This window comes from Thermococcus sp. 21S7 (assembly GCF_012027615.1).
In the GTDB taxonomy this organism is placed as follows: Archaea; Methanobacteriota_B; Thermococci; order Thermococcales; family Thermococcaceae; genus Thermococcus.
Map to the genome: position 1 here is coordinate 1 of NZ_SNUT01000004.1, position 23,026 is coordinate 23,026.

Below are 23,026 nucleotides of genomic sequence, written 5' to 3' on the forward strand. Positions count from 1 at the left end.
GGCGTTTGAGTGGCCGGCGGCGTCCCCGGTTTCCCGTCCCCTCTCGGAGGACAGTACACCCGGGATCGCTGGCGGGCTTAACTTCCGGGGTCGAAACGAGACCGGGTGTGACCCCGCCGCTATGACCGCCGTACCGCTGTTAACCTTTCGAGTTGGGTTTATAAAGATTACGGTCGCCCGGAGCCCACCCTCGCGTTTCGGTCCCTACACGGTAGCCAAAGCTTTTTATAGTGATAGAACACAAGTTAACAGCTGGACACATCGGGAGGGTCAGGATGAACACTACTCTCCTCATGGTGGGGCAGACCCTCAGCCTTCTGGCCAAGTTCGCCGTTTCGGCGGTGCTCTTGACTGTTCACATACGATCCCAACGAAAGTCCGCCCTCATCTGGGCCATCGCCTGGCTTGTGGCGGCCTTCAGCATAGTGGCCGACGCCCTGGGGATTCTCCAGTTGACGGCGTTGACGGAGGCAGCGTTCTCCTCTCTGTTGTTTCTCGGCTCATTGGTCTTTCTGTCTGAAGAACTCGGAAAGAGCGTTAAATACTGCGTCCTGTGGGCAGCACCGCCCTTAATCTCAGCGATTTATGGGGTCTTCCTGGGAAACGACTGGAATTCTGTGGTTGGAATTCCCTACGGTGTCTCCGCATTCTTTATAGTGCTCTCAGGCGCCCTGATCATCACCCCAATAGACTCAAAGTTCAAAAGCGCCAAACTTGCGGCCCTCTCCCTCGGCATTCTTGGAGTCCACAAAATGGACTACCCGTTCCTGCGGGGTGTGAAGTGGTTTGCACCGATTGGCTTCACCCTAGGCGCGGCCCTGACGGTGATCACGGCCTACTTCATGTCCCGCATGGTGCTGTCGAGGGAGTTCATAAACCTCAAGGGGACGGTAAGGATTAACGTAGACCCCGGCATTGAGCTTGTGTCAAGCAACGCCTACCGCAGGGTAAAGGACGACCTCAAAGGATACCCCGTGCTCGCGTTTATCAGGGAACTAACTCCCCCGAAAGAATGGAAGGCATATTTTCTCACCAGCCTGCCCGGGAAGGATACGATAACGCCGACGAACCTTCCGAGGATCCTGGAACTATCTGGAAGATACCTCCGGGAGGCAGGGATGCAGGGGATAACCGGGGTTGTTGTTATTGACGGGATAGAGTATCTCGTCATCCACAACGGCATAACCGCGGTAACAAAGTTTCTCGGAACGCTCAGAGACCTTGTGATACTGCAGGACGGCCGGCTGATAGTTGTAGTAGACGAAACCGCCATGGAAAGGAAGGATTATCGCATCATAAAGCGCGTTCTCATTGGAGAGTAAACCCTATAAGAACGGAGCTTGATTTCAACGTGGTGGTAATAATGGGACTCCTTGAGGACAAGGCCCTTGTTGAGGCTGCACTGTTCGTTTCTGGAAGGCCGCTCAGTGTGAAGGAACTTTCGAGGGCTCTGGGGATAAGGTCACTGGACTACCTCGAAAAACTCATCGAGCTTATAGCAGCCGAATACGCCGAGAGAAAGAGTGCGATAGAGGTTGTGAAGGTTCTGGGGGACAAGTACGTCATGCAGGTGAAGCAGGACTACAGCCAGCGCGTCATCCATCTAATGCCGAGGCCGGACCTGAGGACCGGCGAACTGAAGACCCTCGCCCTCATAGCCTACCTCCAGCCGATAGAGCAGAGCAAGGTGGTGAAACTCCGCGGCAGCCAGGCATACGAGCATATACGAAAGCTCCTGGAGATGGGGCTGATTTATGCCGAGCCATACGAGAGAACGAAGCTCCTAGGAACGACGTCAAAATTCGCCGAGCTATACGGCTTCCCCGAGAACGACCCCAACATCATAAAGGAGGCCTTCAAGAAGGTTGTCCACGCCGAGTACAGCGACCTGATAGCGAAGCTGGAGGGTAGGGGTGATGGTGGCGAATCTCAGGAACCGGAGGAGATTGAAGCGGAGACCTCTATGGAGGGCGAAGAGTAATTCCTTGGCTCTTCAGTCACTCAATTTTCCTTCAGAGGAAGAAATCGTCCTTCCTTTCTGAAAAATGGCCCCTTGGACCGAGTTTGGAGAAAGGTTTAAATAGTCCGAGCCATTATTACCATTAAGGTGAGTGTTATGGGAGTGCTGACGAAGGAGCAGATTATTGAGATGATCGAGGGGCAGAAGGGCCTCTCGAAGGATGAAATCGAGAGGAGAATATCGGAGATAGCCTCCCGTGAGGGAATCTCCGAGCACGCCGCGGCATTGATGCTCGCCGAGGAACTCGGGGTGAACCTTGAGGGCAGGGAGGAGCTCCTCCACATAGCCGATCTGGTTCCTGGAATGACCGGCGTCAACGTCGTGGCAAGGGTTCTGCGAAAGTACCCGCCCAGGGAGTATCAGAAGAGGGACGGCTCCACCGGACAGGTGGCCAACGTGATAATATACGACGCCACTGGAAAGACGAGACTCGTCCTGTGGGACGGCCTCGTGACCAAGTACTACAGCGAACTCAACGCCGGTGACCTCATCAAGATAATCGACCCCAGCGTCAGGGAGGGTCGTAACGGCGTCGAGCTGCACGCCAACTTCAGGACGAGAATAATCGTCAACCCGGAAGACCCGCGCGCCGGGGAGATACCCCCCATCGAGGAGGTCAGGAGCTACAACTACCAGCGGAGAAAGATAGGCGAGCTGATGGGAGGCGAGCGGTTCATCGAGGTTCGCGGGACGATTGCGAGGCTCTACCGCGTCACCGTCTACGACGCCTGCCCCCAGTGCAGGAGAAAGGTCGATTACGACCCCGCAACGGATACCTGGATATGCCCTGAGCACGGTGAGGTTCGGCCGGTTAAGATAACGATAGTGGACTTCGGCCTGGACGACTCCACGGGATACATAAGGACAACGCTCTTTGGAGACGATGCGGCCGAGCTGGTGGGCAGGGACCCCGAAGAGATAGCCGAGAAGCTCAGGGAGTTCGTCGAGAGCGGTTTAACGCTCAGGGAAGCAGGACGGAAGCTGGCGGAGGAGGAGTACTACCACCTGCTCGGCAGGGAGGTAATCGTCAGGGGCAACGTTGTTGACGACAAGTTCCTCGGACTCATCCTGAAGGCCTTTGGATGGGACGAGGTTGACCCGAAGCGCGAGATCGCCAGGGTGAGGGCCGAGCTGAAGGAGGTCATCAAGGACTTGGTGTGAGGTGTTGACGATGGAGGAAGTTAGGTTCAGGCGCAGAAAGCCCGCCGTCGAGAGAAAGATTGAGGAGATCAGGGAGGACGACACCAGGGTTTCGCTCATCGGAAAGGCCTTCAAGGTCGACAAGATGGACTACACCTTCTGGCTCGACGACGGAACGGGCGTCATACTCATCGAAAGCGAGGAGAACGTTCTTCCCGAGAACGGGCAGACCGTGAGGGTCATCGGAAGGGTCATCAGGAACGAAGAGGAGACCCACATCTACGGCGAGGTCGTCCAGGACTTCAGCGATGCTGACTTAGATGCACTGGAAGAGATAAGGGAGCTTGAGAGAAAGGTTCTGCCCAAAGTCGAGGGCATCATAGAGTTCTTCGGGGGTGAGGAACTATGAAGAAGCGCCTTCCGGCGAGCAGGGTCTACATCAAGGACATCATAGACGGCTACTACGTCAGGAGCGAAGGCGACTTCGAGCCGAACTACCTGATAACGAGGGACGCCAGAAAGGTCTACCGCGTTAAGGTCGTCGCCACGGTCGTCAGAGACCCCATGATGAGCGAGGATGAGAGCTACGGAAGGTTCCAGATTGACGACGGCACCGGAACGATATGGGTCTTCGGTTTCAGGGAGAACACCCGCTTCATAAACCTTGTGAAGAAGGGCGACCTCGTTCAGATCATCGGAAAGGTTGGGGAGTGGCGCGACGACAAGCAGATACTCGTTGAGGGCATATCGAAGGTCGAGCCGAACATGTGGATACTCCACCGCTTCGAGACGCTGAAGGAGAAGGCCGAGCACGCGGAGAAGGCCAGGAGGGCCTTCGAGATATACGACCGCTACGGGATAACCGCCAAGGCCAAGGTTATAGCCAAGAACAAGGGCGTAAGCGAGGACATGCTCATTACCATAGACGAACTCTACACCATGATGCTTGAGCAGAGGAGCACGGAGGAGGCCCTCTTTGAGGAGGAGGTCGTCGAGGAGGAACCCAAGGAAGAGAATCCCGAGCTTGAGAAGGCCAAGAAGGCCGTCCTAGACCTGCTCCGCGAGAAGGGCAAGGCTCTGTCGCACAAGTTCATAATCAAGAAGCTTTCGAAGGAGATCGACGAGGAGCTGATCGAGGAGGCGATAACCCAGCTTCTGGCGGAGGGCGAGATATACGAGCCCGAGATCGGCTACTACGAGCCGCTTTGAGGCTCTTATCTTTTTCTGAAAAAAGAGAAAATCTAGTACTGCTCCCTCATCGTCCTTATGACCGGGTCGTGGATCAGCGTTGAGGTTATGCTGTCCACCATGCGGAAGAACTCGTCGCGCCCCTTCTCCAGCGGCATGTTCTCTAAGCTTATCAGCTCGCATTTTCCCCCGAGTATCCACTTGCCGAGCACTATCTTCTCCCTGTCCCCCTTTCTGGCGTCTATTCTGGCCAAACCGTAAGGAATGTCGGCCGTCCACCAGTTGGCCTTGAAGGTAACGCGCCAGCCCGCATTCTCAACGGCTTCCACGAGTTTTTCAAGGGTCTTTGCAGGCCCGTAGGGCGTTTTAAACGTGATGACAGTCCACAGTTCCTCGGATTCGAGGTTTCTCACGAGTTCATCCTTAAACTCCATACCCCCACCTCCTCACACTATCGCGGCTATTATGAATGCAGTGACGGCCAGGAAGATGCTCACCTTGAGCAGCTTCTGGGCCCTGTGTGCCGATTCCTCCCCCTGGTTCTTAAGTATAATGTACGCGGCGTAGAGTATCACCAGGTCAACCGGCACCATAGCGTAGTAACCGAGGCCAACACCGGCTCTGACCGGCAGAAACGAGGCCACCACAGTCAGAACGGCAAAGAAGACCCCGATGTAGGCTGCCTTCTTCTTCCCCCAGATTATGGGGAGCGTTCTGGCGCCCTTGGCAACGTCGCCCTCAACGTCCTCGATGTCCTTGATAACCTCCCTGGCAACGTTTACCAGGAAGGCGCAGAGCGCGAGGTAGCCGGCCAGGCCGATGTGTTCAACGGCGAGGGCGCCGTAGAGCGGCGTCGCACTGGTGAGGCCAGCAACCACGAGGTTTCCTATGAACGGGAGCGGTTTGAGCTTCCAGGCGTAGAGGAGCATCGCGGCGTAGGCGATAACCCCCAGGATGAACGCCCGGAGGTTTATTAGGTACGCAAGAGCCAGGCCAACCGCGAACAGGAGCAGCGAGTAGTAGAGTGCGGTTCTTCTGCCCATTGCCCCCCTGGGAAGGGGTCTCTCGGGCCGGTTGATTTTATCTATCTCGTAGTCGAAGTAGTCGTTTATCGTGTTGCCCCCGGCACAGCCGAGGGTGACGACCAGAAAGACCAGAACCGCCGTGGCTAAGTCTGGAAAGTGTCCAACCGCGACTATCGAACCCAGGACACCCACTATCCCGGCGAGGATGCAGTTGTGGGGCCTGGTTATCTCTACGAACGCCTTGAGTTCCATTAGGGACACCTAATTCGATTAGGTTATCGCCTTAAAAATCTTTGCTAGAGCTCCTCCCTCCTGAGAAGGCCGAGTTCCTCGCCCGTCTCAAGCACCCTTACCCTGCCAAAGCGAAGCTCAAGGACTTTATCCACCTCTGCGGCGGAAAGGGGCGTCAGAACCTGCGCTTTCATCTCCCCGAAGTTTATCCACTTGAGCACCCCAACGCCGAGGCAGAAACCGCTTCCATCGATGAAGCCCACCAGGAGGTTGCTCAGCCTCTCAAAATCGACCGCGTGGATTACCGGGCGGCCGTACTGCCGGGGACCGGGCTCGGCATCGGCCTTGACAACGATGTACCGCTCCCCCTTCCAGCCGGCTATCACGAGCCACCTGAAGAGCGTCGAGAGGAGTTCTTTCTCCTCCCTGATCAGCGGCCTGCCCCTGAAGAGCTCCGTCCCCGTGGGAACAGTCTTCGAGAGGTCGACCTCGACGAGCGAGGCCTTCGAGAAGTAGGCCCTCCATTTCTCCCGCCTGACTTCCCGCCTCTCATCCCTCGAATGCTCCCTCACCTTCTCGCTGACGGAGAGCCTTGCCACCTCCCCGTAGGGGGATAGAAGCCTGCGCAGGTGGGAGAGCTCGTTGTCCCGCTCAAGGAAAACGATGAGCTCTGGTTTCACGAGCTCGGCCTTGAGGCGCTTTATCTCGATACCCTGGGCGGTGACGAAGCCGGTCGTGTCTATGAGAACCACGTCGGCCTCTTTTAAAGCCACCTCGGTCAGTCTCTTGACCCCAACGGCCATCTCGCCGGCGTACCCTCCCGGGGTGATCGTCCCTATGAAGTAGTGCGCTCTGGCGGATAGTTCCCCTATCGACTCAAATGGCCCCTCGGGAAAGGCGAGGCTCACGGTGGCCGGTGGCAGGATTCCCTTCTGGCCGACGTCGCTGTCAACCACCGCGACCCTGAGGCCCTCATCGATGAGCCTGTTGGCTAGAAATGTCAACAGCGTTGTCTTTCCGCTGTCGGTGGAGCCTATCAGCATGACCTTTGCAGGTCTCTCCAGGGCAGTTATACGCTCAAGGAGTTCAAACCTGTCCGGCGGAACGTCCTCCGTGTAAGTCGCTTTGTTCATATGCGCTACTATGAGGCCTGAATTAAAAAGCTAACTTTTAGAAAGACTTATAAGAGTGGTAGTGGCCATAATCCATGAACCAGAAAAAGTTGACATAAGACTTAAAAATAGTTGGTTTAATAAAGCTGTAAACGCTAATCTTGCAAAAGGAGGTTTCGGAGATGGAAGGGAGGTCGACTCTTACCCCGAGGCAGATAAGGCTGCTCAGAAAGTTCTACGAGGAAGGAAAGACGATCGAGGTGCACACCGTCGAGAAGACCCAGGACGAGCTTGCGGAGGAGCTTGGAATCACCAGACAGGCCCTTAGCAATCACCTTAAGGTGCTTAAAGAACTCGGCTACATAAGGACCGGAAGGGGCTTCATAGACCTCACGGACAAGGCCCTCGACCTTCTCGGTGAGAAGAAGGGCGACGTCTTCGTCTTCGTAAAGATAGAGCCCACCAAGAGGAAGCACGTCTACGAACACATCAAGGAGCTCAAGATAAAGAAGATATACCGTGTCACCGGCGACATAGACCTCATCATTGAGGCCGACAAGACGAAGCTCGACGATATCCTTGAGGAGATAGCCTCACTCGACGGCGTCAAGGAGACCATTACCCACATCGTTCTCGAAGTCCTCTGAGCCAGTTTCCGCGGAGGGCCGCTTCCTTCCCTCTTTAAGCTTCTTTTCCATGAGCTTCCTCAGCTCAAGAAGGTTCTTCCCGAACTTGGCGGATATCGGTACGAACGTCTCGGGCACCTCGCTGTGGGGAACGCCGAACTTCTCCGCTAGGAAGTTTATGGTCCTCTGGAGGTTCCTTATCTTGTCCATCTTGTTGACCGCGACTATCACCGGGATTCCCAGCTCCCGAAGGAAGGCGTAGAACTCCACGTCGATGGGTATCTCGCCCCGCTTCTCCCAGCGCTCTATTATCTCCGGGGCGGCTTTGCCGTCAACCACCAGGACAGCCAGCTCTATCTCCTCGGCGTTGTCCTCGATGAAGCGGACTATCTCATCCTTTATGCGCTCCTGCTTCGCCTTTGGAACGCCGCTCATGAAACCGAAGCCCGGCATGTCCACAACCAGCTTTTCGCGCCAGTTTATCTCCACGGGCTTCCTCGTAACCCCCGGCCTCTTGCCCCTCTTGACCCACTTGCCGGTCAGGCGGAAGATGAGCGTGCTTTTGCCAACGTTTGAACGTCCCACGAATATTATCATCCCTCTCACCGTTAGCGATGAAGTTCTCTTGCCTTATAAGCCTTGGCGGAAAAGTTAAGTAGGCGAAGGGATAAGTCCCAACGGTGGTGTTCTATGGTAGATGGTGGCGAAACCAAGGCCAATCAGCTCATCAACAAATTCGTCATATCCCTGACGGATGGAAAGATACTGGGCTTTGTGACCGACATAAACGTTGAGGTTGAGGGCGACCAGTTCTACTTCATCCTTAAGATGAAGGAAGTCGAGAACCTCGGAAAGGGCCAGAGCATGTTCTCCAGCGAGAGGAAGCTCAAGATAAGGCCGAGCGATATAGTCAACGTTGGGCCGGATGTTATAATCCTTGGAAACGGCAAAGTCCCGCCGCTCAGGGAGATAGAGAGGCTGAACCAGATAGCCGAGGAGTACAACGCCCTGGTGAGGGAGCTTGAGGCCAAGGAGAGGCTCATCGAGAAGCTCAAGGAGGAGAACTACGAGCTGACCAAGAAGCTCGACGAGATACAGCGTGAGTTAAGAAAGCTTCAGGTGATGAAGGAGGACTTCGAACACCTCAAGGAGCAGCTTGTCAGACAGGAGGGACAGCTCGAAATGGCCAAGGACTACATAAGGCTCCTTGAAGGGCTCAGGCACGACATCGACAAGATAAAGGACGACGTGGACAGGCTCATCCAGACCCAGCTCGAAGAAGTGGTGAGGGCGATAATCAACGAGGAGCTGAACGCAAGGGGATTAAAGAAGACGAGCTTCATTTAACCGAAGAGCTGCGTCCCAAAGGCGTGAAGGAGTATCTCAAGGGCAACCAAGATGAGCGTAACCGCTATAACGCCCCTGGGGCTTATCTTTATTGCCTTGGTGTCCTCATCGAAGAACCTCATGAGGCCGGCACCGGTTGGCGGGAGTGTTGTTTTCTCTTTTGCCATTCATCTCACCCCTCAAGGAGTGCCTACTGGCGCTAAGGTATAAAAAAGTTTTGATTGTGGGTTCACCACTTAAAACGCCCTGAATTTTTACAGAGTTTTACTTGTTTAATAGCAAGTTAATTCGGTCGTAATCTTTATATATGATAAGGCCAATGCCTACACAGCAGGTTCTGTCTGGGTGAACCTAAAACGGAGCGCCCGGAAGCCAGCGACAATTCTCACCCAGCGGCGCTCCCTCTGGCAAGAACATATGAAATTTTGTTGATACATGGGAGGTGTTCGTATGGCGATGTTCCTCGTCACCCACCGCTATTCGGATGAAGAGAGCATCAAGGCAACCAAGGAAGCGGCCGATTTCTTCAGACGGCTGCCCCTCACGGGCGATGTTGAGTTCCTCGCCTCGTACAATTTCGTCGGCGGAAGCTATACGATATGGCGGGCCAAGAACAGAGAAGCCCTTGAGGAGTACATGAAAACGATAAACGCCCCAACATTCCACAAAAACATGGAGATCACCGAAATAGTCCAGAGCTACCCTCCAACGGTTGAGTACACCATCAGACTCTGGGAGATGCTGTACCATCTCAGCGGCGGCTGACCATCATTTTATTTTTAGAGGAAACTTTTTAAAGGCCAAACCACAGCGCTCACTGGATAAGGGGTTTACCCAATGAATCCCGCTAATGACATAGGAGGTGGGAGGAAATGGCGACCTTTAAGCTCGTTATATCCAACCCGAAGAACGGCATAGCCAGGCAGGTTGAGATAAGCGGCGAAGGAGCCGAGAAGCTCATAGGAAAGCGCATAGGAGAGGAGATACCGGCGAGCGAGCTCGGACTCAACCTCACCGAGATATTCGGGGAGGAGATTCCGGGCAACGTCAAGCTCAGGATAACCGGTGGTACCGACAAGGACGGCTTCGCCATGAGGCCCGACGTCCACGGCCCGAGGAGGGTCAAGATCCTCGTTTCGAAGGGCCCGGGCTTCAGACCGAAGGAGAAGGGCGAGAGGAGGAAGAAGACCGTCAGGGGCAACACCATCAGCCCCGAGATAGTTCAGATCAACATGAAGCTCGTCTTCTGAGCTTCCTCCTTTCCCCAAACTTATCGCTTTTCTGTCCCGCTCAAGTTCTCCCCATCGAGGTAACCTTAATAAACCGGCCAACGCTCTAAATTTAGGGGTGAGAGAAGATGGCAAAGAAGAAGGAGTTTAGACAGGCCGAGGTTAACATCGGAATGGTTGGTCACGTTGATCACGGTAAAACGACACTCACAAAGGCTTTAACCGGAATCTGGACCGATACCCACAGCGAGGAGCTCAGGAGAGGAATCACAATCAAGATAGGTTTCGCCGATGCTGAGATAAGGAAGTGCCCGAGCTGTGGCAGGTACTCCAACTCGCCGGTCTGCCCGTACTGTGGTGCCGAGACCGATTTCGAGAGGCGTGTTTCGTTCATAGACGCCCCCGGCCACGAGGCGCTCATGACAACGATGCTCGCCGGTGCCTCCCTCATGGACGGTGCCGTTCTCGTCATAGCGGCAAACGAGGGTGTCATGCCCCAGACCAGGGAGCACCTCATGGCGCTCCAGATAGTCGGCAACAGGAACATCGTCATAGCCCTCAACAAGATTGAGCTGGTCGACAGGGAGAAGGTCATCGAGAGGTACCGCGAGATAAAGGAGTTCGTCAAGGGCACCGTCGCCGAGAACGCCCCGATAATCCCGATTTCGGCCCTTCACGGCTCGAACGTTGACGTTCTCCTCGCGGCGATAGAGGAGTTCATACCAACCCCGAAGCACGACCTCAAGAAGCCGCCCAAGATGCTGGTTCTCAGGAGCTTCGACGTCAACAAGCCGGGAACCAGGCCCGAGAAGCTCGTCGGCGGCGTCATCGGCGGTTCAATAATCCAGGGCAAGCTCAAGGTCGGCGACGAGATAGAGATTCGCCCCGGCGTCCCCTACGAGGACCACGGCAGGATAAAGTACGAGCCGATAACCACAGAGATAACCTCCCTCCAGGCGGGCGGAAAGTTCGTGGAGGAGGCATATCCCGGAGGACTCGTCGGCGTTGGAACCAAGCTCGACCCATACCTCACCAAGGGCGACCTGATGGCGGGAAACGTCGTCGGAAAGCCGGGCCAGCTTCCGCCGGTCTGGGACGACCTCAGGCTTGAGGTTCACCTGCTTGAGCGCGTCGTGGGAACCGAAGAGGAACTCAGGGTCGAGCCGATAAAGAGGCGCGAGGTTCTCCTCCTCAACGTCGGAACGGCCAGAACGATGGGTCTCGTCACGGGCCTCGGAAAGGACGAGGTCGAGCTTAAGCTCCAGATACCGATATGTGCGGAAGTCGGCGACAGGGTCGCCATCAGCAGGCAGGTCGGCAGCAGGTGGCGCCTCATAGGCTACGGCTTCATAAGGGATTGAGCCCCTCTTCTTTTCCATTAACTTTCGGTGAGGCAGATGCCTGAAAGACGGGAATGGCTGGTGATTCCTGACACGAACTTCCTCCTCGTTCCCGGCCAGTTCGGCGTGGACATAATCTCCGAGCTGAACAGGGTTCTCGACGTGAGGTTCAGAATAGCCGTCCCCAACGTCGTCCTTCAGGAGCTGGAGGTTATAGAGAGGAAGTCCCGGGGGAAGGATTTGCTCGCCATCAGGATGGCCAAAAAGCTCGCGGAGAGGTTCGAGGTCGTTGAGATAGGCCGCTTTGGTGAGAGGCCCATAGACGACCAGATTTACGACTTCGCGGTTAGGAAAGGGCAGGTAATAGTCTGCACCAACGATAAGGGGCTGAAGAGGCGCCTCCGCGAGAGGGGCGTTCCAGTCGTCTACCTCCGCTCGAAGAAGATACTTGAGCTTGAGGGAATGCTGGGGTGAAAGCCTTAAAACACCCTCTTCTCCACGTCCTTGGGTGGAAAAGATGTACACGGAGGAAGAACTGCTGGGCGAGATTGGGGAACTCCTCGGCGACGAGGAGCTCTACGAGCTCTATGAGAGGGCGTTCAGGGAGTACCACTACTACTTCGAGACGACCAACTACATCGTGCTGAACGTCTACGGCTTCAACGACCACGGGCCGATTCACGTCCTGCTCACGACCAGGCGCGCGCTGGAGCTTCTGAACATCATCGGGAAGTTCGGAATCCAGACGACTGCAGAGAAGCTCGGCAAGCCCTTCCGCTGGAGCAAGTTCATAGTGGCATTTGGAGCGCTGTTCCACGACATCGGGAACATGATACACCGGGAGAACCACTACGGGTTCAGCGTTCTCCTGGCGGAGCCTGTAATAGATGCCCTCGTGAGGGAGTTCGGGACGGATGACCCGCTTCTCCTGAAGGCTCTAACCCTAAACGCGATATACACCCACGATGAGCACGTGCCGTGCACTACCATAGAGGGCTCGCTCGTCACCATAGCGGACGGCTGCGATATGGAGGCTGGAAGGAGCAGGCTCGTCCACAAGAGGGACAAGGTTGACATCCACGCCGTCTCGGCTTTAGCGATAGAGAGGGTGGAGATAGGGGAAGGGGACGAGGAGCAGCCAATACTCATTGAGATATGGATGAAGCACCCCGCCGGAATCTTCCAGGTGGACGAGATACTGACGAAGAAGGTCAAGAGCTCCCTCCTGAGCGGAAAGGTCCGGCTCAGGATACACACCGGGGCGGAGGTAATGGAGAAGGTTATTTAACCCTCCACCGTTTCTTTATCCATGCTCCTCGATGCGTACCGCGACCTGAAGTACCTCCTCAACAGGGGCTACCGAAAAAGGTACGCCCTTGAATTCGTGGCCAACCATTACCGGCTGACCAAGGGCGAGCGCTACCTCCTGGCCCGGTGCGCCTTCTCGGACGAATGGATATATGATGTAAGGAGAAAGCTCCTACGCCCTGAAGAGCTCGGGGGTAGAGTTCTTGGGATAGACGGCTTCAACGTTCTGATAACCCTCGAATCGCTCCTCGAAGGAAGAGCTATACTCTGCGAGGACGGGCTCGTGAGGGATTTGAAGTACCAGGGCAGATACAGGCTCAACGAAGGTACGGGGCGGCTCCTCCACGACTTAGCCCGCGCCCTCGGGGGGCTGGGCCTTAAAAAGGCCGTGTTCTTCTACGGCTCTGCGGTTCCAAGGAGCGGGGAGGTGAAGAGGCTGACGGAGGAAGCCCCCCTTCTGGAGGGGGTAAACTCCGAGGTGAGGCTCGTGAGGAGCCCCGACTTCGAGCTCAAGGCCTTCGAGACCGTCGCAACTGCCGACATCGGAATCATTTCAAAGGTTCCCCACGTCTTCGACCTGGCTGCGTACGTGGGAAGGCTCGCCGGGTGGGAGGCTGGCGATCTCTTTGAAATCCTGGGAAAAACGTAACCAGGGAGATATTGACATTCAGACGGTCCTTTTAGAGCTGCAAAGCCGTTTGAAGCCTTGGAAAATTTTTAATACATTCGTGTACAAGGTAGTTGTATATCCCACGATACCCGCTTTTCTTTCTTGGCGGGTGATGGAGGAAGCCCATATGGAGGCAACCAAAGCGATCCTGCTGGCACTTCTGGTGGCCGGCATGTCATCCGGTCGGGGTTCAGGGCTTTACACTGCGGAAAATGTCACGTTTAAATATGATAAAAACCAATTAGATAGGTAGGGAGGCGGCGTGTATGAAAAATGGAAGTTTGGCCCTATTCCTTATTGTTGTTGTTTTGCTGGGCGTAGTTGCAAGCGGCTGCATGGGAAGCGGGGGCGAGGAGAAGCCTTCCACCAGCGAAACGTATCAGGAAAGCGGGGGGGAAACCCCGGAGACTGGCAGCACAAGCGGTGGAGGTTCGGGGGTTTCAACCTGGAAGACCCCCTGGGATGCCTACAACAAGGTTCAGGTTAACGGTCAGGGCTACTACATAACGTACGTGAAGTACACGTTCACAGTCAAGAGTTCCGAGGGGGAGCGCTCCTATGAGGTGATAAAGCAGAGGGGCTACGTGAAGGCCCACATCTACTCCGACGACAACGGAAAGAAGGATTTGGGGGAGTACAACCTCTTCGCCTACTACGGAAAGATAACCCCCTGAACGACCCCGAGATGAACGGGCCGCTTGAGTATCTTATACTCATAAAGGAGAGAACGAAGGACAGCGACTCGTACTTCCTCACTCCATTCCCTGACTTTGGGGCCATGATGTCGGGAACGACGGCGGTCATTGAAGCGTCGTACGGTGGAAACTACTTCTACTGGAGCAACCCCGCTGCGATAGGCAAGTACTCGGAGCTTCCGTACACCGAGGGGGACTTTGAAACGATCATGGGAGGCATATCGGGTTCCACCATCCAGGGATGGATGGCGATGGTGGGCTCTGCCGTGTGGACGGGGCTTGAGGAGCACGACCTCTCAAAGCCGGACGAGTACAGCTTCTCATTCATGGGGATTGGATACAGCTACAAGGTGGATCCGGACGGAAGCGTGAGCTTCGGGGGGAAGAGCTTCAAAGTGAGCAACGTCGAATGGAGCTGGGCAATTGGAAACGTTAGGGGTCAGGGAAAGGCAAAGATAGCACCGGAGCTGCCGATACCCGTGGAAACAGAGGGAACGTTCAGCCAGATGGGCGGCGAAAGCTACTACTCAAAGCTGAAGCTGGAGGACCTAAGGCTATCAAGGGTGTTCGAGGGAATAAGCGTCGAGATAGAGCAGGGAACGTCCCTGGGGGAGACTGAAACTTCAACGGAAACCCAAACGGAGACCTCGACCTCAACCCCAACGGAAACGCCGGGCGGAGGCTCATCGGACAACTGGCAGCTCGCCTGGGACGCAAGCGAGCCCATAACCATAAACGGTGAGGACTACGTTGTAAGGGAGGTAACCTTCAAGGCTGAGTATCGCGTCTCCGGAGGTTCACAGGTCCAGATGACCGTTAAAAAGGGCTACCGTGAAACCAAACTCAACGGAGAGGACGTCTATGCCCTCTACGCGATCCTTGACATCGGCGGGGAGACCTACAACTACACGGTCTACGTTGAGCCGGACTACCTCAGCGAGTACACCTCCGGAATCCTGTGGGTTCCGGCCGTTTACGACATGGTCAACGGCCCGGATTGGGTTAAGGTAGAGGTGACCGGACCAAGCTGCCACTATTCAATGGACGATTCGGGGAACATGGAGGGCGACTACAACTGTGGCTACATAAGCGACGACTTCCAGCGGTACAACATGGTTTGGAGTTACCCGACCGGATTCTACGGCGGCATCTATGGTGACGTGCTCAGCTACGTAACCCTGACCAGCAACGGACAGGGATACACAGTTGAGCCAGGAGACGATATATCCCTGGCAGGCATGGGGTTCAAGACGTACAGGGTAACGTGGAATGGTGTCGTCCAGGGCGGGCTGGCCCAGGCCAACGGGGAGACGGTCGTTGCGCCCGAACTCCCGTTCCCCATCGAGGTAACTGCCTCGCTTACCATGCCTGGAGGCGGGGGAATCTACGTCCATGCAGAGCTTCTCGATATAAAGCTCGAACGTGCCAGGTAGTAAGCAAACTTTAAATCTTTCCTTACATTATTTTTACCCATGTTTGGTGAGCACAGGCTGAAAACTCAGTTCATCAAAATCATCGATAAGAAAATTCATCTCGTGGAGAGTTCTGGAGACACCGTTCTTTACCGGCGGGACGATGTGAGCGTGCTCATAAAACGGGGGGATGGGAATCTCCTGGTTCTTCCCGCCCCGGCAGAGGGCTACGGCGTGAAGTTCCTTATGGTAAAGCTCTCGGAGAGAATAGCCGTGCCTCCAGGGGAGAAGCTGACCGGCTACCTCTCTGCGCCCATAGACATCTCAGTTAGAAGCGGGGACGTGGAGATAGACCGCTTCGTCGTCGGAAGGGAGAAGTATGCCCTCTACGGCGAGAAGACCATCGGGGTTATAGCACGCTATCACGTGAGCGACTTCCACGAGAAGATACCCGACTCACCGGGGATTGTAAAGCTGATCATCAACAATCCGACCGAGAGCTGGAAGCTCGTGGAAAAGATAGTGTTCCCGATAAGGAACAGCGTGATGTTCTACTCCGAGGACAGGGCGTATTACCCCCTGATAATACTCACCACGAGGGAAATCTACGAGGTCAACAACACCGGAAATCCACCGGACGGAACGCTGAAGCCAACCCATGAGGCGGAACCGCTACCCAACTTCAGGATGAGGTGGTGAACATGGCAGCGAACAACACGACGGTTTCCCATCTGGGTATACCCAGCATAGGCCTCTCACTTTTCACGCTGATCGAGGCCGCACTGGTCGTCATGGGCATGATAGTCCTGGGCAGGCTCATGAGGCGCTTCATCCTCAGAAAATCCAAGGAAACGACCCTCACATGGATAATCAACGAGGATACGGCCGACATAATCTTTCGAATGTTCGTGCTCGGTGGAATAATCTGGTCCCTGTACCTGCTCGGCATAATGAGCTATGGGATATGGAACACCACCGTAGGAAACATAGCCTTCGCGATAGGGTTCTTCTACTTCGCGTACCTCATAGCCAAGAAGTCCAAGGACTACATGATTGCCAGCTCTGGGAAAAAGGCCCGACCGGAGGTCATGATAAAGGCCAAGATATTTTACTACATCTTCCTGACCGTGGCGTTCTTCTTGGCCCTCAACTTTGCCGGGATAAGCGGTGAGCTGAGCGCTGTTTTGGCGGCGATTGGGATAACCGGTATAGTCCTAGGTTTTGCGGCCCAGACCGTTGTTTCGAACTTCATCTCCGGGGTCTTCATGTACTTTGACAGGCCGCTCTCCATAGGCGACCAGGTAAGGATAGGGGAGCTTGAGGGCGTCGTTGAGGACATAAGAATACTCTCGACGAGGATACGGGCCTGGGACGGGACTCTGATAAGGATTCCAAACGAGAAGCTTTTCAACAGCAACATAGTCAACTTCATGCGCTATCCGGTGAGGCGCGTGGACATCGACATGGGGATATCGTACAGCGCCGATGCGGAGAGGGCCGTTGAGATAATAAAAGACGTTCTGGACGGGATACCCCTCGTTCTGGCCGAGCCAGAGCCCCTGGTTTACGTCAACGAACTCTCGGACAGCGCGGTTGTGATTGCCATAAGGGCATGGACACCCAGCGAGAAGTGGTTTGATGTCAGAACGCGAATCGTGCGGGACGTTAAGAAGGCCCTCGACGAGGCGGGAATAGAGATACCGTTCCCGCAGAGGGTGAACTGGTTCGCCAACGAGCTGAGGGTAAAGGTGGAGGAAAGCGGGGAAAGCGAAGAAACCTAATCCCCCTTCTTTTCCATCAGGGCGTAGAAGAAGCCTATCGTTTTGTGCCTGTGGGGCCAGGCGCGCATCGTTCCGGGCAGAAAGCCCTCGTCGTAGGGTCCATTGATCTGAATCAGCGCGGCATCCCCGTGCCGCCCAAGGAACCACTCGATAACTTTTTCGTTCTCCTCGGGGAGCATGGAGCAGGTTGAATACAGCAGCCTGCCGCCGGGTTTGAGGAGCCTCCAAGCACTCTCAAGGAGCTCCTTTTGAAGCGCCACGACCTTTGGAATGTTCTTCTCGCGGAGACGCCACCGAAGCTCGGGGTTCTTCGCTATCGTCCCGTCGCTGGTGCACGGCGCGTCGAGGAGAACCCTGTCGGCCCTTTCTTCCCCCAGTATCTCTGGTGCCTTCCTGCCGTCCGCCCTGATGGTTTCGGCAATCTCAACGCCCGTACGCCTGAGAACCTCCTTCATGCGCTTTATCCTGGCACCGTCAACGTCGAAGGCGTAAATTCTTCCCTCGTTGTTCATCAGCTCGGCCATGTGGGCGGTTTTGCCACCCGGGGCGGCGGCCAAATCCACGACTGTTTCTCCGGGCTCCGGAGCCAGAACCAGAGATGCAACCGCTGCCGCTTCCTCCTGCGCTACGGCGAACCCCTTGTTGAATAGCCATTCGGGGTTGAATGGGTCAAGGATTCTGATAACGGTATCAACCCTGCCGCTCCTCTCGAACCTGACGTTCTTTTTCCTCAGGTATTCCTCCACGTCTCCAATGCCTGCCCTCAGCAGGTTAACCCTGATGCTCGTCGACAGCGTCTCGTTGAGAGCCTTAAGGAGCTCTTCAGCCTCGTCGCCGAGGAGCCCCCTCATCCGGGCTATGAACCACTCGGGAAAGAGGTAGTCCCATTTGAGGCGCTTCTCCTCGGTGTCGATGACCGGCACGTATTCAAGGATGCGCGGAAGGAGGTCGTAGTAATAATAGCCGGCGTAGGGGTGCGTTCTCTTCGACAGAAACTGGGCGAGGCCCCTCAGATGTCCCCGCGTTCGCTCACCCGGATCCCTGAAGATAGCCACCTCAACGGCCACCCTGAGCGTCGCCCTGAGCCATGGGTCGAGGATGAGCGGGGAAACACCGACGAGCTCCTCGATTATCTCGTCTATCAGACCGAGTCTGCGCTGAATGGAGTAGAATATCCCCGTGAGCTTGGAGTTCTCCCAGCCTTCGATTTTGTACCTGGCGAAGGCCTTTCTCTTGGCGCTCTGGCTGGGCTTGACTTCCTCCCCGAGCTTCACGGCCTCTATAAGGGCGTACAGTTGCCTGTCGCTGAGTTTGAGTTTCGGCATGGTTAAGGCTACGGTGGGGACTATTTAAAGTTCCCTGAGGAACCGGGGTAGCCTACCGGTGTTCTCTTCCAGTATGGAGATGGTGGATGCGTTCCAGTCATAGGCGGGCAGCATCTGCTCCAGGAAGACCGCTTCCTCTGTGAACCCTTCCTCCTTTAGTCTCCTCGCCAGATCAATCGCATCGTCGGGTCTTTTGCCGTAGTAGTTCATGATGGCCCTCCGCATGAGTCCGAGTACCTCCCTGACCCGCGAGCGTACGAGTATGTCCTCGTGGGAGGTGGCCAGAACGGAGAGCCTGAAGTACGACGACCTGAGGAGAACCTCAATGATCTCCTGGGACGGCGTCGTGAGCATCTGAACCATCGAATCAAGGGCCACTTCAAGGAGCAGGACATCGTTGAGATCAAGAATCTCCGAGAAAACCCTGCCCACGTGCCTCAGGTTTCCGTCCAGAGCGTATCCGGTGGAAGCCGCAAGCTTCAGCCCTATCGACGACACCCAGAGGTTGTCCGAACTCAGAAATCTGGCCACGTGTCCGTCAACGGACGAATAGTATCCCGGGGAGATTGCCGACAGGAGGTCGAGGATTCCTATCCATGTTGTCTTTCCGCGAGGTGCCAGGATGTAAAGAGCGTCAAGGAGGCGTGCAAACTGGGATTCCGTGAGGTTCGTATTCTCAATGAGCTTTCTGAGCACGGAAAGTGTTCTCATGACGATTCTGTCGTCATCGGCCGTCAGGAGGTCAACCAGCCTCTCAAAACCCCTGGAGAGGACCTTTCTTCGGAATGAGTCGGAGGGGTCGCTCAGCAGGTCATCCAGCACGAACAGTGCCCTGAGCTTGAGCGCATCGTCACCCTCCCCCAGCAGGCTGATCACAACGTCTAGGACATTCTCATCGCTCCTCACGAGGCGGGCGACTTCCCTCGTCTGCCAGGAAAGAACCAGTTCTTTAATTTGATCCATGGGCTTCACCCCTAATTGTACCCGCGAGATGTTGAACTTCATCCAATATATTGTTTTCGCTTCACACCCGCTGGAACCTGTACAGGTCAACGGAGATTCTCTCCAGCTTCTTCCGATGGAAGAAGAACTGGGCCGGAATCTCAAAGGGGAGGGTTATTCTATGCGTTATTGAAAAATTGAAGTCTCTCACAAAGGCCTCGATGAAGCGCCTCACCTCGGGCTTGGCAAGATGGATGGAGTAGGCAACGTCGCCCACCTCAAAGGCCTTGGTCAAAAAGGGCCTGTCGGCGTGGGGTTTTTGGCTCCCGAAGGGCGGGTTCATCAGGACCGTGTCGACCCTCTCAGAAAAATCCGAGACATCCGTGTGAACCACCTCAACGCAGTCACTCAGCCCAAGACGCTCCACGTTGCCGCGGAGAACACCAACGGCATCGCCGTCGACCTCAACCGCGTAGACCCTCTCGGCACCGAGGAGGCAGGCACCGACGGTCAGAACCCCCGTTCCGGCACCCAGGTCGGCAACCACCCTGCCCGCGATATCGCCCTGGGAGTGGGCCAGCCAGAGCAGTTCGGCCGCGACATCCCCCGGAGTCCTGTACTGCTCAAGCTCCGGTTTGGGGTTTTGGAAGCCCTCCAGCCGGGAGAGGGTCATGGCAAGGTGCCTCTTTCTCATGGGACTCACCGTCGCTCTGCCGATATCAAAAGGCGCTTATATTAAGTTTGTGGGCTATTCATGAACGAGTCCCTTTTCCCTGTCGGCTAGAGCCTCAAGAATCCTGATCGCAAGCTTCTGATCCTCGTAGGCCGCCGATTTCTTGATCATTTTAAGCTGCTCAACGAAGGGCTTGAAAAGAGACATCCGTTCGGCGGGAGCGGACCTGACAAGTGCTTCGAGGACGAGCAGCGCATCAAATCGTGTTTCATCCCTGTCGAGGTACTCGGGGAGAAGCGAAAGAACCGCCATTGCGCTTTTCTCATCCCACATCCTGTCGAAGTAGTAGCCGAGGAACTCAAGGGCAGGGATCGCCTTTGATGTGTCCCCAGACAGATAGAATTCCAGAAAACGCCTCACTATCCCACTACCGTAAGGAGTCCGCGACGCCAGTACGGCCAGGGTTTTTACGGCCCTCATGCGCATCCACCGGTTCTTGGACAGTGCCAGGTTTATCAGCGGCTCTACACAGGTTTCGAGTAGGGGCATCCATCTAGAATCGAGCTTTTCCGCAAGCTTGGAAAGGGCCCACAGGGCGTCCATCTTCTCAAGCTTATCGCCGTTATCCAGCATACGAACTAGCTCGAACACCAACTCGGGGTTTATTCTGGACAGTTCAAGGAGTCTTTCTTCATCGCCTGATGCGAGAGCACGGTTGAATTCAGTCCGTCTATCCTCCGGGGACTCATTTGCCCTCCTCTGCTTGGACGTGGTGGCACTGGGAGAAGACCCCGCGGTCTTTTTGCCCTTCCCTCTGAACCGGGACAGGGTCGGGGGTTGGAGATACCGCTGGGCTTTTTTCTCTGGGGGTATCTCCGGATACTTCGGCCCCGGAAGAATCCTTTCATTGATTTTCAGGGTCTCCTTACCCATCTCCTTCAGAACCCCAGCGAGCCATTTCAGAACGTAGGTATCCCCCACCGCGAGGGCCAAATCCACCGCCTCGTAGAAGCGCTCGTGCACCAGGAGTTCATGAAGTTTCTCCATTGCCTTTTCAGGGTTGTTCAGATAGTACTTCTTTATGGCGGCCTCCAGTCTGCCCGCCACCAGCCGAGCTTTCTCTCCCAGTTTCTGGTCTCCCCTTAGGGAAAGGTTCTTAACAGCCGTGAGCACCCTGACAGCGTCGTCCACGAGTTCTTCATTCAGCGGGAAATTCGAAACCTCCATGAGGATGTCCAGGGCAAAATCCGCCAGGGGCACGTCTTTTTCGGAGAGCATGTTTCCGACCTCTGAGAACACGGTCTTCAGCAGGGGGGACGCCCCCGTGTACGTGCCGGTGTTCAGGAGGAGTCTGAGCCCCATGGCTTTTAATCGCAGATTCTTCGAGCTCAACAGTCTCGAAAGTACGTCCATAAGGGCCGGAGTGTATGAAACCGCCTTCATGTTCATGAGGACTGGAGGTATCTCAATCAGAACGGCCTCGTTTCTGCGGCTTTTAACGAGGTCTTTGAGGGCGTGCGCAAGTCTCACGAAGGTGTCCGGACGGAGGGGTATCCCGTGTATGAGTTCTGCCAGCACCCTGAGCGCGTGGATGGAAACCTCATCGCTGTTGCATTTCACGGCCGCAAGTACATCGTTTAGGTACTCCCTGAGAAGAAACAGCCTCTTTACGTCCGGTAAGGAAGCCAGAACCTCCTCAAGCGCCATGAGGGCGCGGAGTCTGACCTCACCATCGCCCTCGCGGAGCAGTTTGAACAGCCCTTCTAGGGCGGCATCGTCGGCAAGGGCCAGCTCAACGGCCCTTCCGATCGCCCAGGAACGGAGGCATTCCTCCAGCGTCCCGATGATATCATTCTTCGGAGGCATTACATCATGTTGTTCGAATTCAAAACTTATACGCCTTTCGGTGATATGCCCCCTCCGTGCAGGCTGATTCCCAGGGGCTCGTCCCGCTCCCTCGCCGTCCCAGGTATCTCGTCAAAGGCGTAGTCCTCGCGCAGGCCCAGGAGTATCTCGACCTCCGGCGGCGTCAGCACCGGCTTCCTCCAGTTCTCGTAGTCGTCTATCGGAACGCGCGGGCAGGCTACCACGACGTACGCATCGAAGTCGAAGCCCTCCAGGGCAGGGTAGTTGATGTGGTTCATGACTATGAGCCTCGCGTACTTCCCGTGCTCGCGGAGGAGTTTCACCACGCGCTTCGCCTCGGCCAGGCGGAGCTGTCCCCTCTTGGTACTTGTTATCACGCCGAAGCGCTCCGCATCCATGGCCTTCGCTACCTGTGCCCAGCGCCTCCTGATGAGCCTCTCGGCCTCGCTATCCATCCAGACCGCATCGCCGGAGTAGGGGTTTACCGCGAGGGTGGGCTTCCCCGTCGCCAGTGCGACGCCGAGCGGGTGGAAGTAGCCGGCGCCGATGAAGAGAACCCCCTCCCCGTCAACTTTCGCCGCGGCAAAGTTGCACCCGAGAACCTGGCCCGGCCAGCTGACGCGGGAGTCCCCTTTTCCAACAAGAACCTCGAAGCCGTTCTCCTCAAGGAACTCCCTCGCCCGGTCGAGCTGGTGGATGTGCTGGGCCGTCGTGACCAGGACTATCCTCCTTCCAAGTTTCCGTATCTCGCCCAGGTTCCTTTCAAGTGAGAGAACAACATCGACGTTCGCGAAGGCGGGAACGAATATCGTTGGGACCTCAAGGTGGAGGCGCATGTATGAGTGGCCGAGGTGTATCAGCGCATCGCAGCCGAGCAGCCTCGCTTCCCTATCGGCCGGGTCGCAGGCACCGTAGTTTATATCGCCGCTTATTATCGCCTCGACTCCGTTCTCCTCAAGGAAATCCGCCAGAGACTGGGCTTCCCTCTTCAGCCCCTCCGGCGTCTGAATGAGCACCCTCTCCGCGCCGAGCTCTCGCAGGGTTTCAAGTATCTCGCGGGTCGAAACTTCGTGCATTGAGTCCACCGAAATCCATA

27 protein-coding genes and 1 rRNA gene are annotated in these 23,026 nt (G+C 55.8%); 17 read left to right on the top strand and 11 right to left on the bottom strand.

Features of this window, described 5'->3' with window-relative positions:
* Nucleotides 1–11: 11 nt before the first annotated feature.
* Nucleotides 12–133 (bottom strand): 5S ribosomal RNA (gene rrf, locus E3E51_RS07040).
* A gap of 97 nt (nt 134–230) precedes the next feature.
* Here rrf and E3E51_RS13310 point away from each other — a divergent pair.
* The 5 genes from E3E51_RS13310 to E3E51_RS07065 all read left to right on the top strand — a co-directional run bounded on the left by E3E51_RS13310 (nt 231) and on the right by E3E51_RS07065 (nt 4,369).
* Nucleotides 231–1,322, top strand: a complete 1,092-nt coding sequence (locus E3E51_RS13310; RefSeq protein ID WP_167912445.1) for a DUF835 domain-containing protein — start codon at nt 231–233, stop codon at nt 1,320–1,322.
* Between the two features lie 41 nt (nt 1,323–1,363).
* A complete protein-coding gene (scpB, locus tag E3E51_RS07050; protein ID WP_167912648.1) occupies nt 1,364–1,981 on the top strand; it encodes an SMC-Scp complex subunit ScpB in 618 nt (205 codons plus the stop codon).
* Nucleotides 1,982–2,116: 135 nt separating this feature from the next.
* On the top strand, nt 2,117–3,181 hold the full coding sequence (locus E3E51_RS07055) for an OB-fold nucleic acid binding domain-containing protein (protein ID WP_167912649.1): 1,065 nt from the start codon (nt 2,117–2,119) through the stop codon (nt 3,179–3,181).
* A 10-nt stretch (nt 3,182–3,191) separates the two neighbouring features.
* Nucleotides 3,192–3,569, top strand: a complete 378-nt coding sequence (locus E3E51_RS07060) for a replication protein RepA (RefSeq protein WP_167912446.1) — start codon at nt 3,192–3,194, stop codon at nt 3,567–3,569.
* Nucleotides 3,566–4,369 (top strand): OB-fold nucleic acid binding domain-containing protein, encoded by an 804-nt coding sequence (locus E3E51_RS07065; RefSeq protein ID WP_167912447.1) that lies wholly within the window; start codon nt 3,566–3,568, stop codon nt 4,367–4,369. The genes E3E51_RS07060 and E3E51_RS07065 overlap by 4 nt, the downstream gene beginning before the upstream one ends.
* A gap of 32 nt (nt 4,370–4,401) precedes the next feature.
* Here E3E51_RS07065 and E3E51_RS07070 read toward each other — a convergent pair whose 3' ends face one another.
* From E3E51_RS07070 to E3E51_RS07080, 3 genes are read right to left on the bottom strand one after another with little or no spacing between them, the layout of a single operon-like run.
* Nucleotides 4,402–4,782, bottom strand: a complete 381-nt coding sequence (locus tag E3E51_RS07070) for a ribonucleoside-triphosphate reductase (protein ID WP_167912448.1) — start codon at nt 4,780–4,782, stop codon at nt 4,402–4,404.
* A 12-nt stretch (nt 4,783–4,794) separates the two neighbouring features.
* On the bottom strand, nt 4,795–5,625 hold the full coding sequence (locus tag E3E51_RS07075; RefSeq protein ID WP_167912650.1) for a geranylgeranylglycerol-phosphate geranylgeranyltransferase: 831 nt from the start codon (nt 5,623–5,625) through the stop codon (nt 4,795–4,797).
* 44 nt (nt 5,626–5,669) lie between these two features.
* Entirely contained in the window at nt 5,670–6,737 is a 1,068-nt protein-coding gene (locus E3E51_RS07080; protein ID WP_167912449.1) for a Clp1/GlmU family protein, read from the bottom strand.
* Nucleotides 6,738–6,898: 161 nt separating this feature from the next.
* Between E3E51_RS07080 and E3E51_RS07085 the strand changes: the two genes are divergently transcribed.
* Nucleotides 6,899–7,363, top strand: coding sequence for an Lrp/AsnC family transcriptional regulator (locus tag E3E51_RS07085; RefSeq protein ID WP_088179754.1), 465 nt, complete (start codon nt 6,899–6,901; stop codon nt 7,361–7,363).
* Here E3E51_RS07085 and engB read toward each other — a convergent pair.
* Nucleotides 7,310–7,939, bottom strand: a complete 630-nt coding sequence (gene engB, locus E3E51_RS07090) for a GTP-binding protein EngB (protein ID WP_167912651.1) — start codon at nt 7,937–7,939, stop codon at nt 7,310–7,312. The genes E3E51_RS07085 and engB overlap by 54 nt on opposite strands.
* Nucleotides 7,940–8,032: 93 nt before the next feature.
* Here engB and E3E51_RS07095 point away from each other — a divergent pair, with 93 nt between their 5' ends.
* Entirely contained in the window at nt 8,033–8,689 is a 657-nt protein-coding gene (locus E3E51_RS07095) for a hypothetical protein (protein WP_167912450.1), read from the top strand.
* Here the strand turns inward: E3E51_RS07095 and E3E51_RS07100 are convergent.
* The gene (locus tag E3E51_RS07100; protein WP_167912451.1) at nt 8,686–8,856 is read right to left on the bottom strand and encodes a preprotein translocase subunit Sec61beta; all 171 of its coding nucleotides are present in this window, start codon (nt 8,854–8,856) and stop codon (nt 8,686–8,688) included. The genes E3E51_RS07095 and E3E51_RS07100 overlap by 4 nt on opposite strands.
* A 283-nt stretch (nt 8,857–9,139) precedes the next feature.
* Here E3E51_RS07100 and E3E51_RS07105 point away from each other — a divergent pair, with 283 nt between their 5' ends.
* The 10 genes from E3E51_RS07105 to E3E51_RS07145 all read left to right on the top strand — a co-directional run bounded on the left by E3E51_RS07105 (nt 9,140) and on the right by E3E51_RS07145 (nt 17,124).
* Nucleotides 9,140–9,454 carry a hypothetical protein gene (locus tag E3E51_RS07105; RefSeq protein ID WP_167912452.1) on the top strand — a complete coding sequence of 105 codons (315 nt, stop codon included), beginning with the start codon at nt 9,140–9,142 and terminating at the stop codon, nt 9,452–9,454.
* 107 nt (nt 9,455–9,561) lie between these two features.
* A complete protein-coding gene (locus E3E51_RS07110; RefSeq protein ID WP_167912453.1) occupies nt 9,562–9,939 on the top strand; it encodes a 30S ribosomal protein S6e in 378 nt (125 codons plus the stop codon).
* Nucleotides 9,940–10,046: 107 nt separating this feature from the next.
* Nucleotides 10,047–11,279: a translation initiation factor IF-2 subunit gamma gene (gene eif2g / locus E3E51_RS07115; RefSeq protein WP_167912454.1), complete on the top strand. Its 1,233-nt coding sequence runs from the start codon at nt 10,047–10,049 to the stop codon at nt 11,277–11,279.
* A gap of 36 nt (nt 11,280–11,315) precedes the next feature.
* On the top strand, nt 11,316–11,732 hold the full coding sequence (locus tag E3E51_RS07120; RefSeq protein WP_167912455.1) for a PIN domain-containing protein: 417 nt from the start codon (nt 11,316–11,318) through the stop codon (nt 11,730–11,732).
* A gap of 43 nt (nt 11,733–11,775) precedes the next feature.
* Nucleotides 11,776–12,546, top strand: coding sequence for an HD domain-containing protein (locus tag E3E51_RS07125; protein WP_167912652.1), 771 nt, complete (start codon nt 11,776–11,778; stop codon nt 12,544–12,546).
* Between the two features lie 21 nt (nt 12,547–12,567).
* Nucleotides 12,568–13,215, top strand: coding sequence for a DUF434 domain-containing protein (locus tag E3E51_RS07130; protein ID WP_167912456.1), 648 nt, complete (start codon nt 12,568–12,570; stop codon nt 13,213–13,215).
* A gap of 287 nt (nt 13,216–13,502) precedes the next feature.
* Nucleotides 13,503–13,910: a hypothetical protein gene (locus E3E51_RS13140; protein ID WP_240924282.1), complete on the top strand. Its 408-nt coding sequence runs from the start codon at nt 13,503–13,505 to the stop codon at nt 13,908–13,910.
* A gap of 11 nt (nt 13,911–13,921) precedes the next feature.
* Nucleotides 13,922–15,364: a hypothetical protein gene (locus tag E3E51_RS07135; RefSeq protein WP_240924283.1), complete on the top strand. Its 1,443-nt coding sequence runs from the start codon at nt 13,922–13,924 to the stop codon at nt 15,362–15,364.
* A 39-nt stretch (nt 15,365–15,403) separates the two neighbouring features.
* The gene (locus E3E51_RS07140; protein ID WP_167912457.1) at nt 15,404–16,042 is read left to right on the top strand and encodes a DUF432 domain-containing protein; all 639 of its coding nucleotides are present in this window, start codon (nt 15,404–15,406) and stop codon (nt 16,040–16,042) included.
* A 2-nt stretch (nt 16,043–16,044) separates the two neighbouring features.
* Nucleotides 16,045–17,124: a mechanosensitive ion channel family protein gene (locus tag E3E51_RS07145; protein WP_167912458.1), complete on the top strand. Its 1,080-nt coding sequence runs from the start codon at nt 16,045–16,047 to the stop codon at nt 17,122–17,124.
* Here E3E51_RS07145 and E3E51_RS07150 read toward each other — a convergent pair.
* The 5 genes from E3E51_RS07150 to dph2 all read right to left on the bottom strand — a co-directional run bounded on the left by E3E51_RS07150 (nt 17,121) and on the right by dph2 (nt 23,006).
* Entirely contained in the window at nt 17,121–18,449 is a 1,329-nt protein-coding gene (locus E3E51_RS07150) for an RsmB/NOP family class I SAM-dependent RNA methyltransferase (RefSeq protein ID WP_167912459.1), read from the bottom strand. The genes E3E51_RS07145 and E3E51_RS07150 overlap by 4 nt on opposite strands.
* Nucleotides 18,450–18,473: 24 nt before the next feature.
* Nucleotides 18,474–19,412: a hypothetical protein gene (locus tag E3E51_RS07155; protein ID WP_167912460.1), complete on the bottom strand. Its 939-nt coding sequence runs from the start codon at nt 19,410–19,412 to the stop codon at nt 18,474–18,476.
* A 61-nt stretch (nt 19,413–19,473) separates the two neighbouring features.
* The gene (locus E3E51_RS07160) at nt 19,474–20,085 is read right to left on the bottom strand and encodes an METTL5 family protein (RefSeq protein WP_167912461.1); all 612 of its coding nucleotides are present in this window, start codon (nt 20,083–20,085) and stop codon (nt 19,474–19,476) included.
* Nucleotides 20,086–20,139: 54 nt separating this feature from the next.
* Entirely contained in the window at nt 20,140–21,930 is a 1,791-nt protein-coding gene (locus E3E51_RS07165) for a hypothetical protein (RefSeq protein ID WP_167912462.1), read from the bottom strand.
* Between the two features lie 26 nt (nt 21,931–21,956).
* Nucleotides 21,957–23,006 (bottom strand): diphthamide biosynthesis enzyme Dph2, encoded by a 1,050-nt coding sequence (gene dph2, locus E3E51_RS07170; RefSeq protein ID WP_167912653.1) that lies wholly within the window; start codon nt 23,004–23,006, stop codon nt 21,957–21,959.
* Nucleotides 23,007–23,026 lie beyond the last annotated feature (20 nt).

Bases quoted from the DNA above. Each gene is read 5' to 3' on its own strand.
- E3E51_RS07130 (WP_167912456.1), top strand. From the start codon at position 12,568: ATGCTCCTCGATGCGTACCGCGACCTGAAGTACCTCCTCAACAGGGGC.
- E3E51_RS07095 (WP_167912450.1), top strand. From the start codon at position 8,033: ATGGTAGATGGTGGCGAAACCAAGGCCAATCAGCTCATCAACAAATTC.
- E3E51_RS07145 (WP_167912458.1), top strand. From the start codon at position 16,045: ATGGCAGCGAACAACACGACGGTTTCCCATCTGGGTATACCCAGCATA.
- E3E51_RS07140 (WP_167912457.1), top strand. From the start codon at position 15,404: ATGTTTGGTGAGCACAGGCTGAAAACTCAGTTCATCAAAATCATCGAT.
- E3E51_RS07100 (WP_167912451.1), bottom strand. From the start codon at position 8,856: ATGGCAAAAGAGAAAACAACACTCCCGCCAACCGGTGCCGGCCTCATG.
- E3E51_RS07055 (WP_167912649.1), top strand. From the start codon at position 2,117: ATGGGAGTGCTGACGAAGGAGCAGATTATTGAGATGATCGAGGGGCAG.
- E3E51_RS07155 (WP_167912460.1), bottom strand. From the start codon at position 19,412: ATGGATCAAATTAAAGAACTGGTTCTTTCCTGGCAGACGAGGGAAGTC.
- E3E51_RS07160 (WP_167912461.1), bottom strand. From the start codon at position 20,085: ATGAGAAAGAGGCACCTTGCCATGACCCTCTCCCGGCTGGAGGGCTTC.
- E3E51_RS07120 (WP_167912455.1), top strand. From the start codon at position 11,316: ATGCCTGAAAGACGGGAATGGCTGGTGATTCCTGACACGAACTTCCTC.
- E3E51_RS07150 (WP_167912459.1), bottom strand. From the start codon at position 18,449: ATGCCGAAACTCAAACTCAGCGACAGGCAACTGTACGCCCTTATAGAG.
- E3E51_RS07065 (WP_167912447.1), top strand. From the start codon at position 3,566: ATGAAGAAGCGCCTTCCGGCGAGCAGGGTCTACATCAAGGACATCATA.
- scpB (WP_167912648.1), top strand. From the start codon at position 1,364: ATGGGACTCCTTGAGGACAAGGCCCTTGTTGAGGCTGCACTGTTCGTT.
- E3E51_RS13140 (WP_240924282.1), top strand. From the start codon at position 13,503: ATGAAAAATGGAAGTTTGGCCCTATTCCTTATTGTTGTTGTTTTGCTG.
- E3E51_RS07080 (WP_167912449.1), bottom strand. From the start codon at position 6,737: ATGAACAAAGCGACTTACACGGAGGACGTTCCGCCGGACAGGTTTGAA.
- E3E51_RS07125 (WP_167912652.1), top strand. From the start codon at position 11,776: ATGTACACGGAGGAAGAACTGCTGGGCGAGATTGGGGAACTCCTCGGC.
- engB (WP_167912651.1), bottom strand. From the start codon at position 7,939: ATGATAATATTCGTGGGACGTTCAAACGTTGGCAAAAGCACGCTCATC.
- E3E51_RS07110 (WP_167912453.1), top strand. From the start codon at position 9,562: ATGGCGACCTTTAAGCTCGTTATATCCAACCCGAAGAACGGCATAGCC.
- E3E51_RS07165 (WP_167912462.1), bottom strand. From the start codon at position 21,930: ATGCCTCCGAAGAATGATATCATCGGGACGCTGGAGGAATGCCTCCGT.
- E3E51_RS07060 (WP_167912446.1), top strand. From the start codon at position 3,192: ATGGAGGAAGTTAGGTTCAGGCGCAGAAAGCCCGCCGTCGAGAGAAAG.
- E3E51_RS07070 (WP_167912448.1), bottom strand. From the start codon at position 4,782: ATGGAGTTTAAGGATGAACTCGTGAGAAACCTCGAATCCGAGGAACTG.
- E3E51_RS07135 (WP_240924283.1), top strand. From the start codon at position 13,922: ATGAACGGGCCGCTTGAGTATCTTATACTCATAAAGGAGAGAACGAAG.
- E3E51_RS07105 (WP_167912452.1), top strand. From the start codon at position 9,140: ATGGCGATGTTCCTCGTCACCCACCGCTATTCGGATGAAGAGAGCATC.
- eif2g (WP_167912454.1), top strand. From the start codon at position 10,047: ATGGCAAAGAAGAAGGAGTTTAGACAGGCCGAGGTTAACATCGGAATG.
- E3E51_RS07085 (WP_088179754.1), top strand. From the start codon at position 6,899: ATGGAAGGGAGGTCGACTCTTACCCCGAGGCAGATAAGGCTGCTCAGA.
- E3E51_RS07075 (WP_167912650.1), bottom strand. From the start codon at position 5,625: ATGGAACTCAAGGCGTTCGTAGAGATAACCAGGCCCCACAACTGCATC.
- dph2 (WP_167912653.1), bottom strand. From the start codon at position 23,006: ATGCACGAAGTTTCGACCCGCGAGATACTTGAAACCCTGCGAGAGCTC.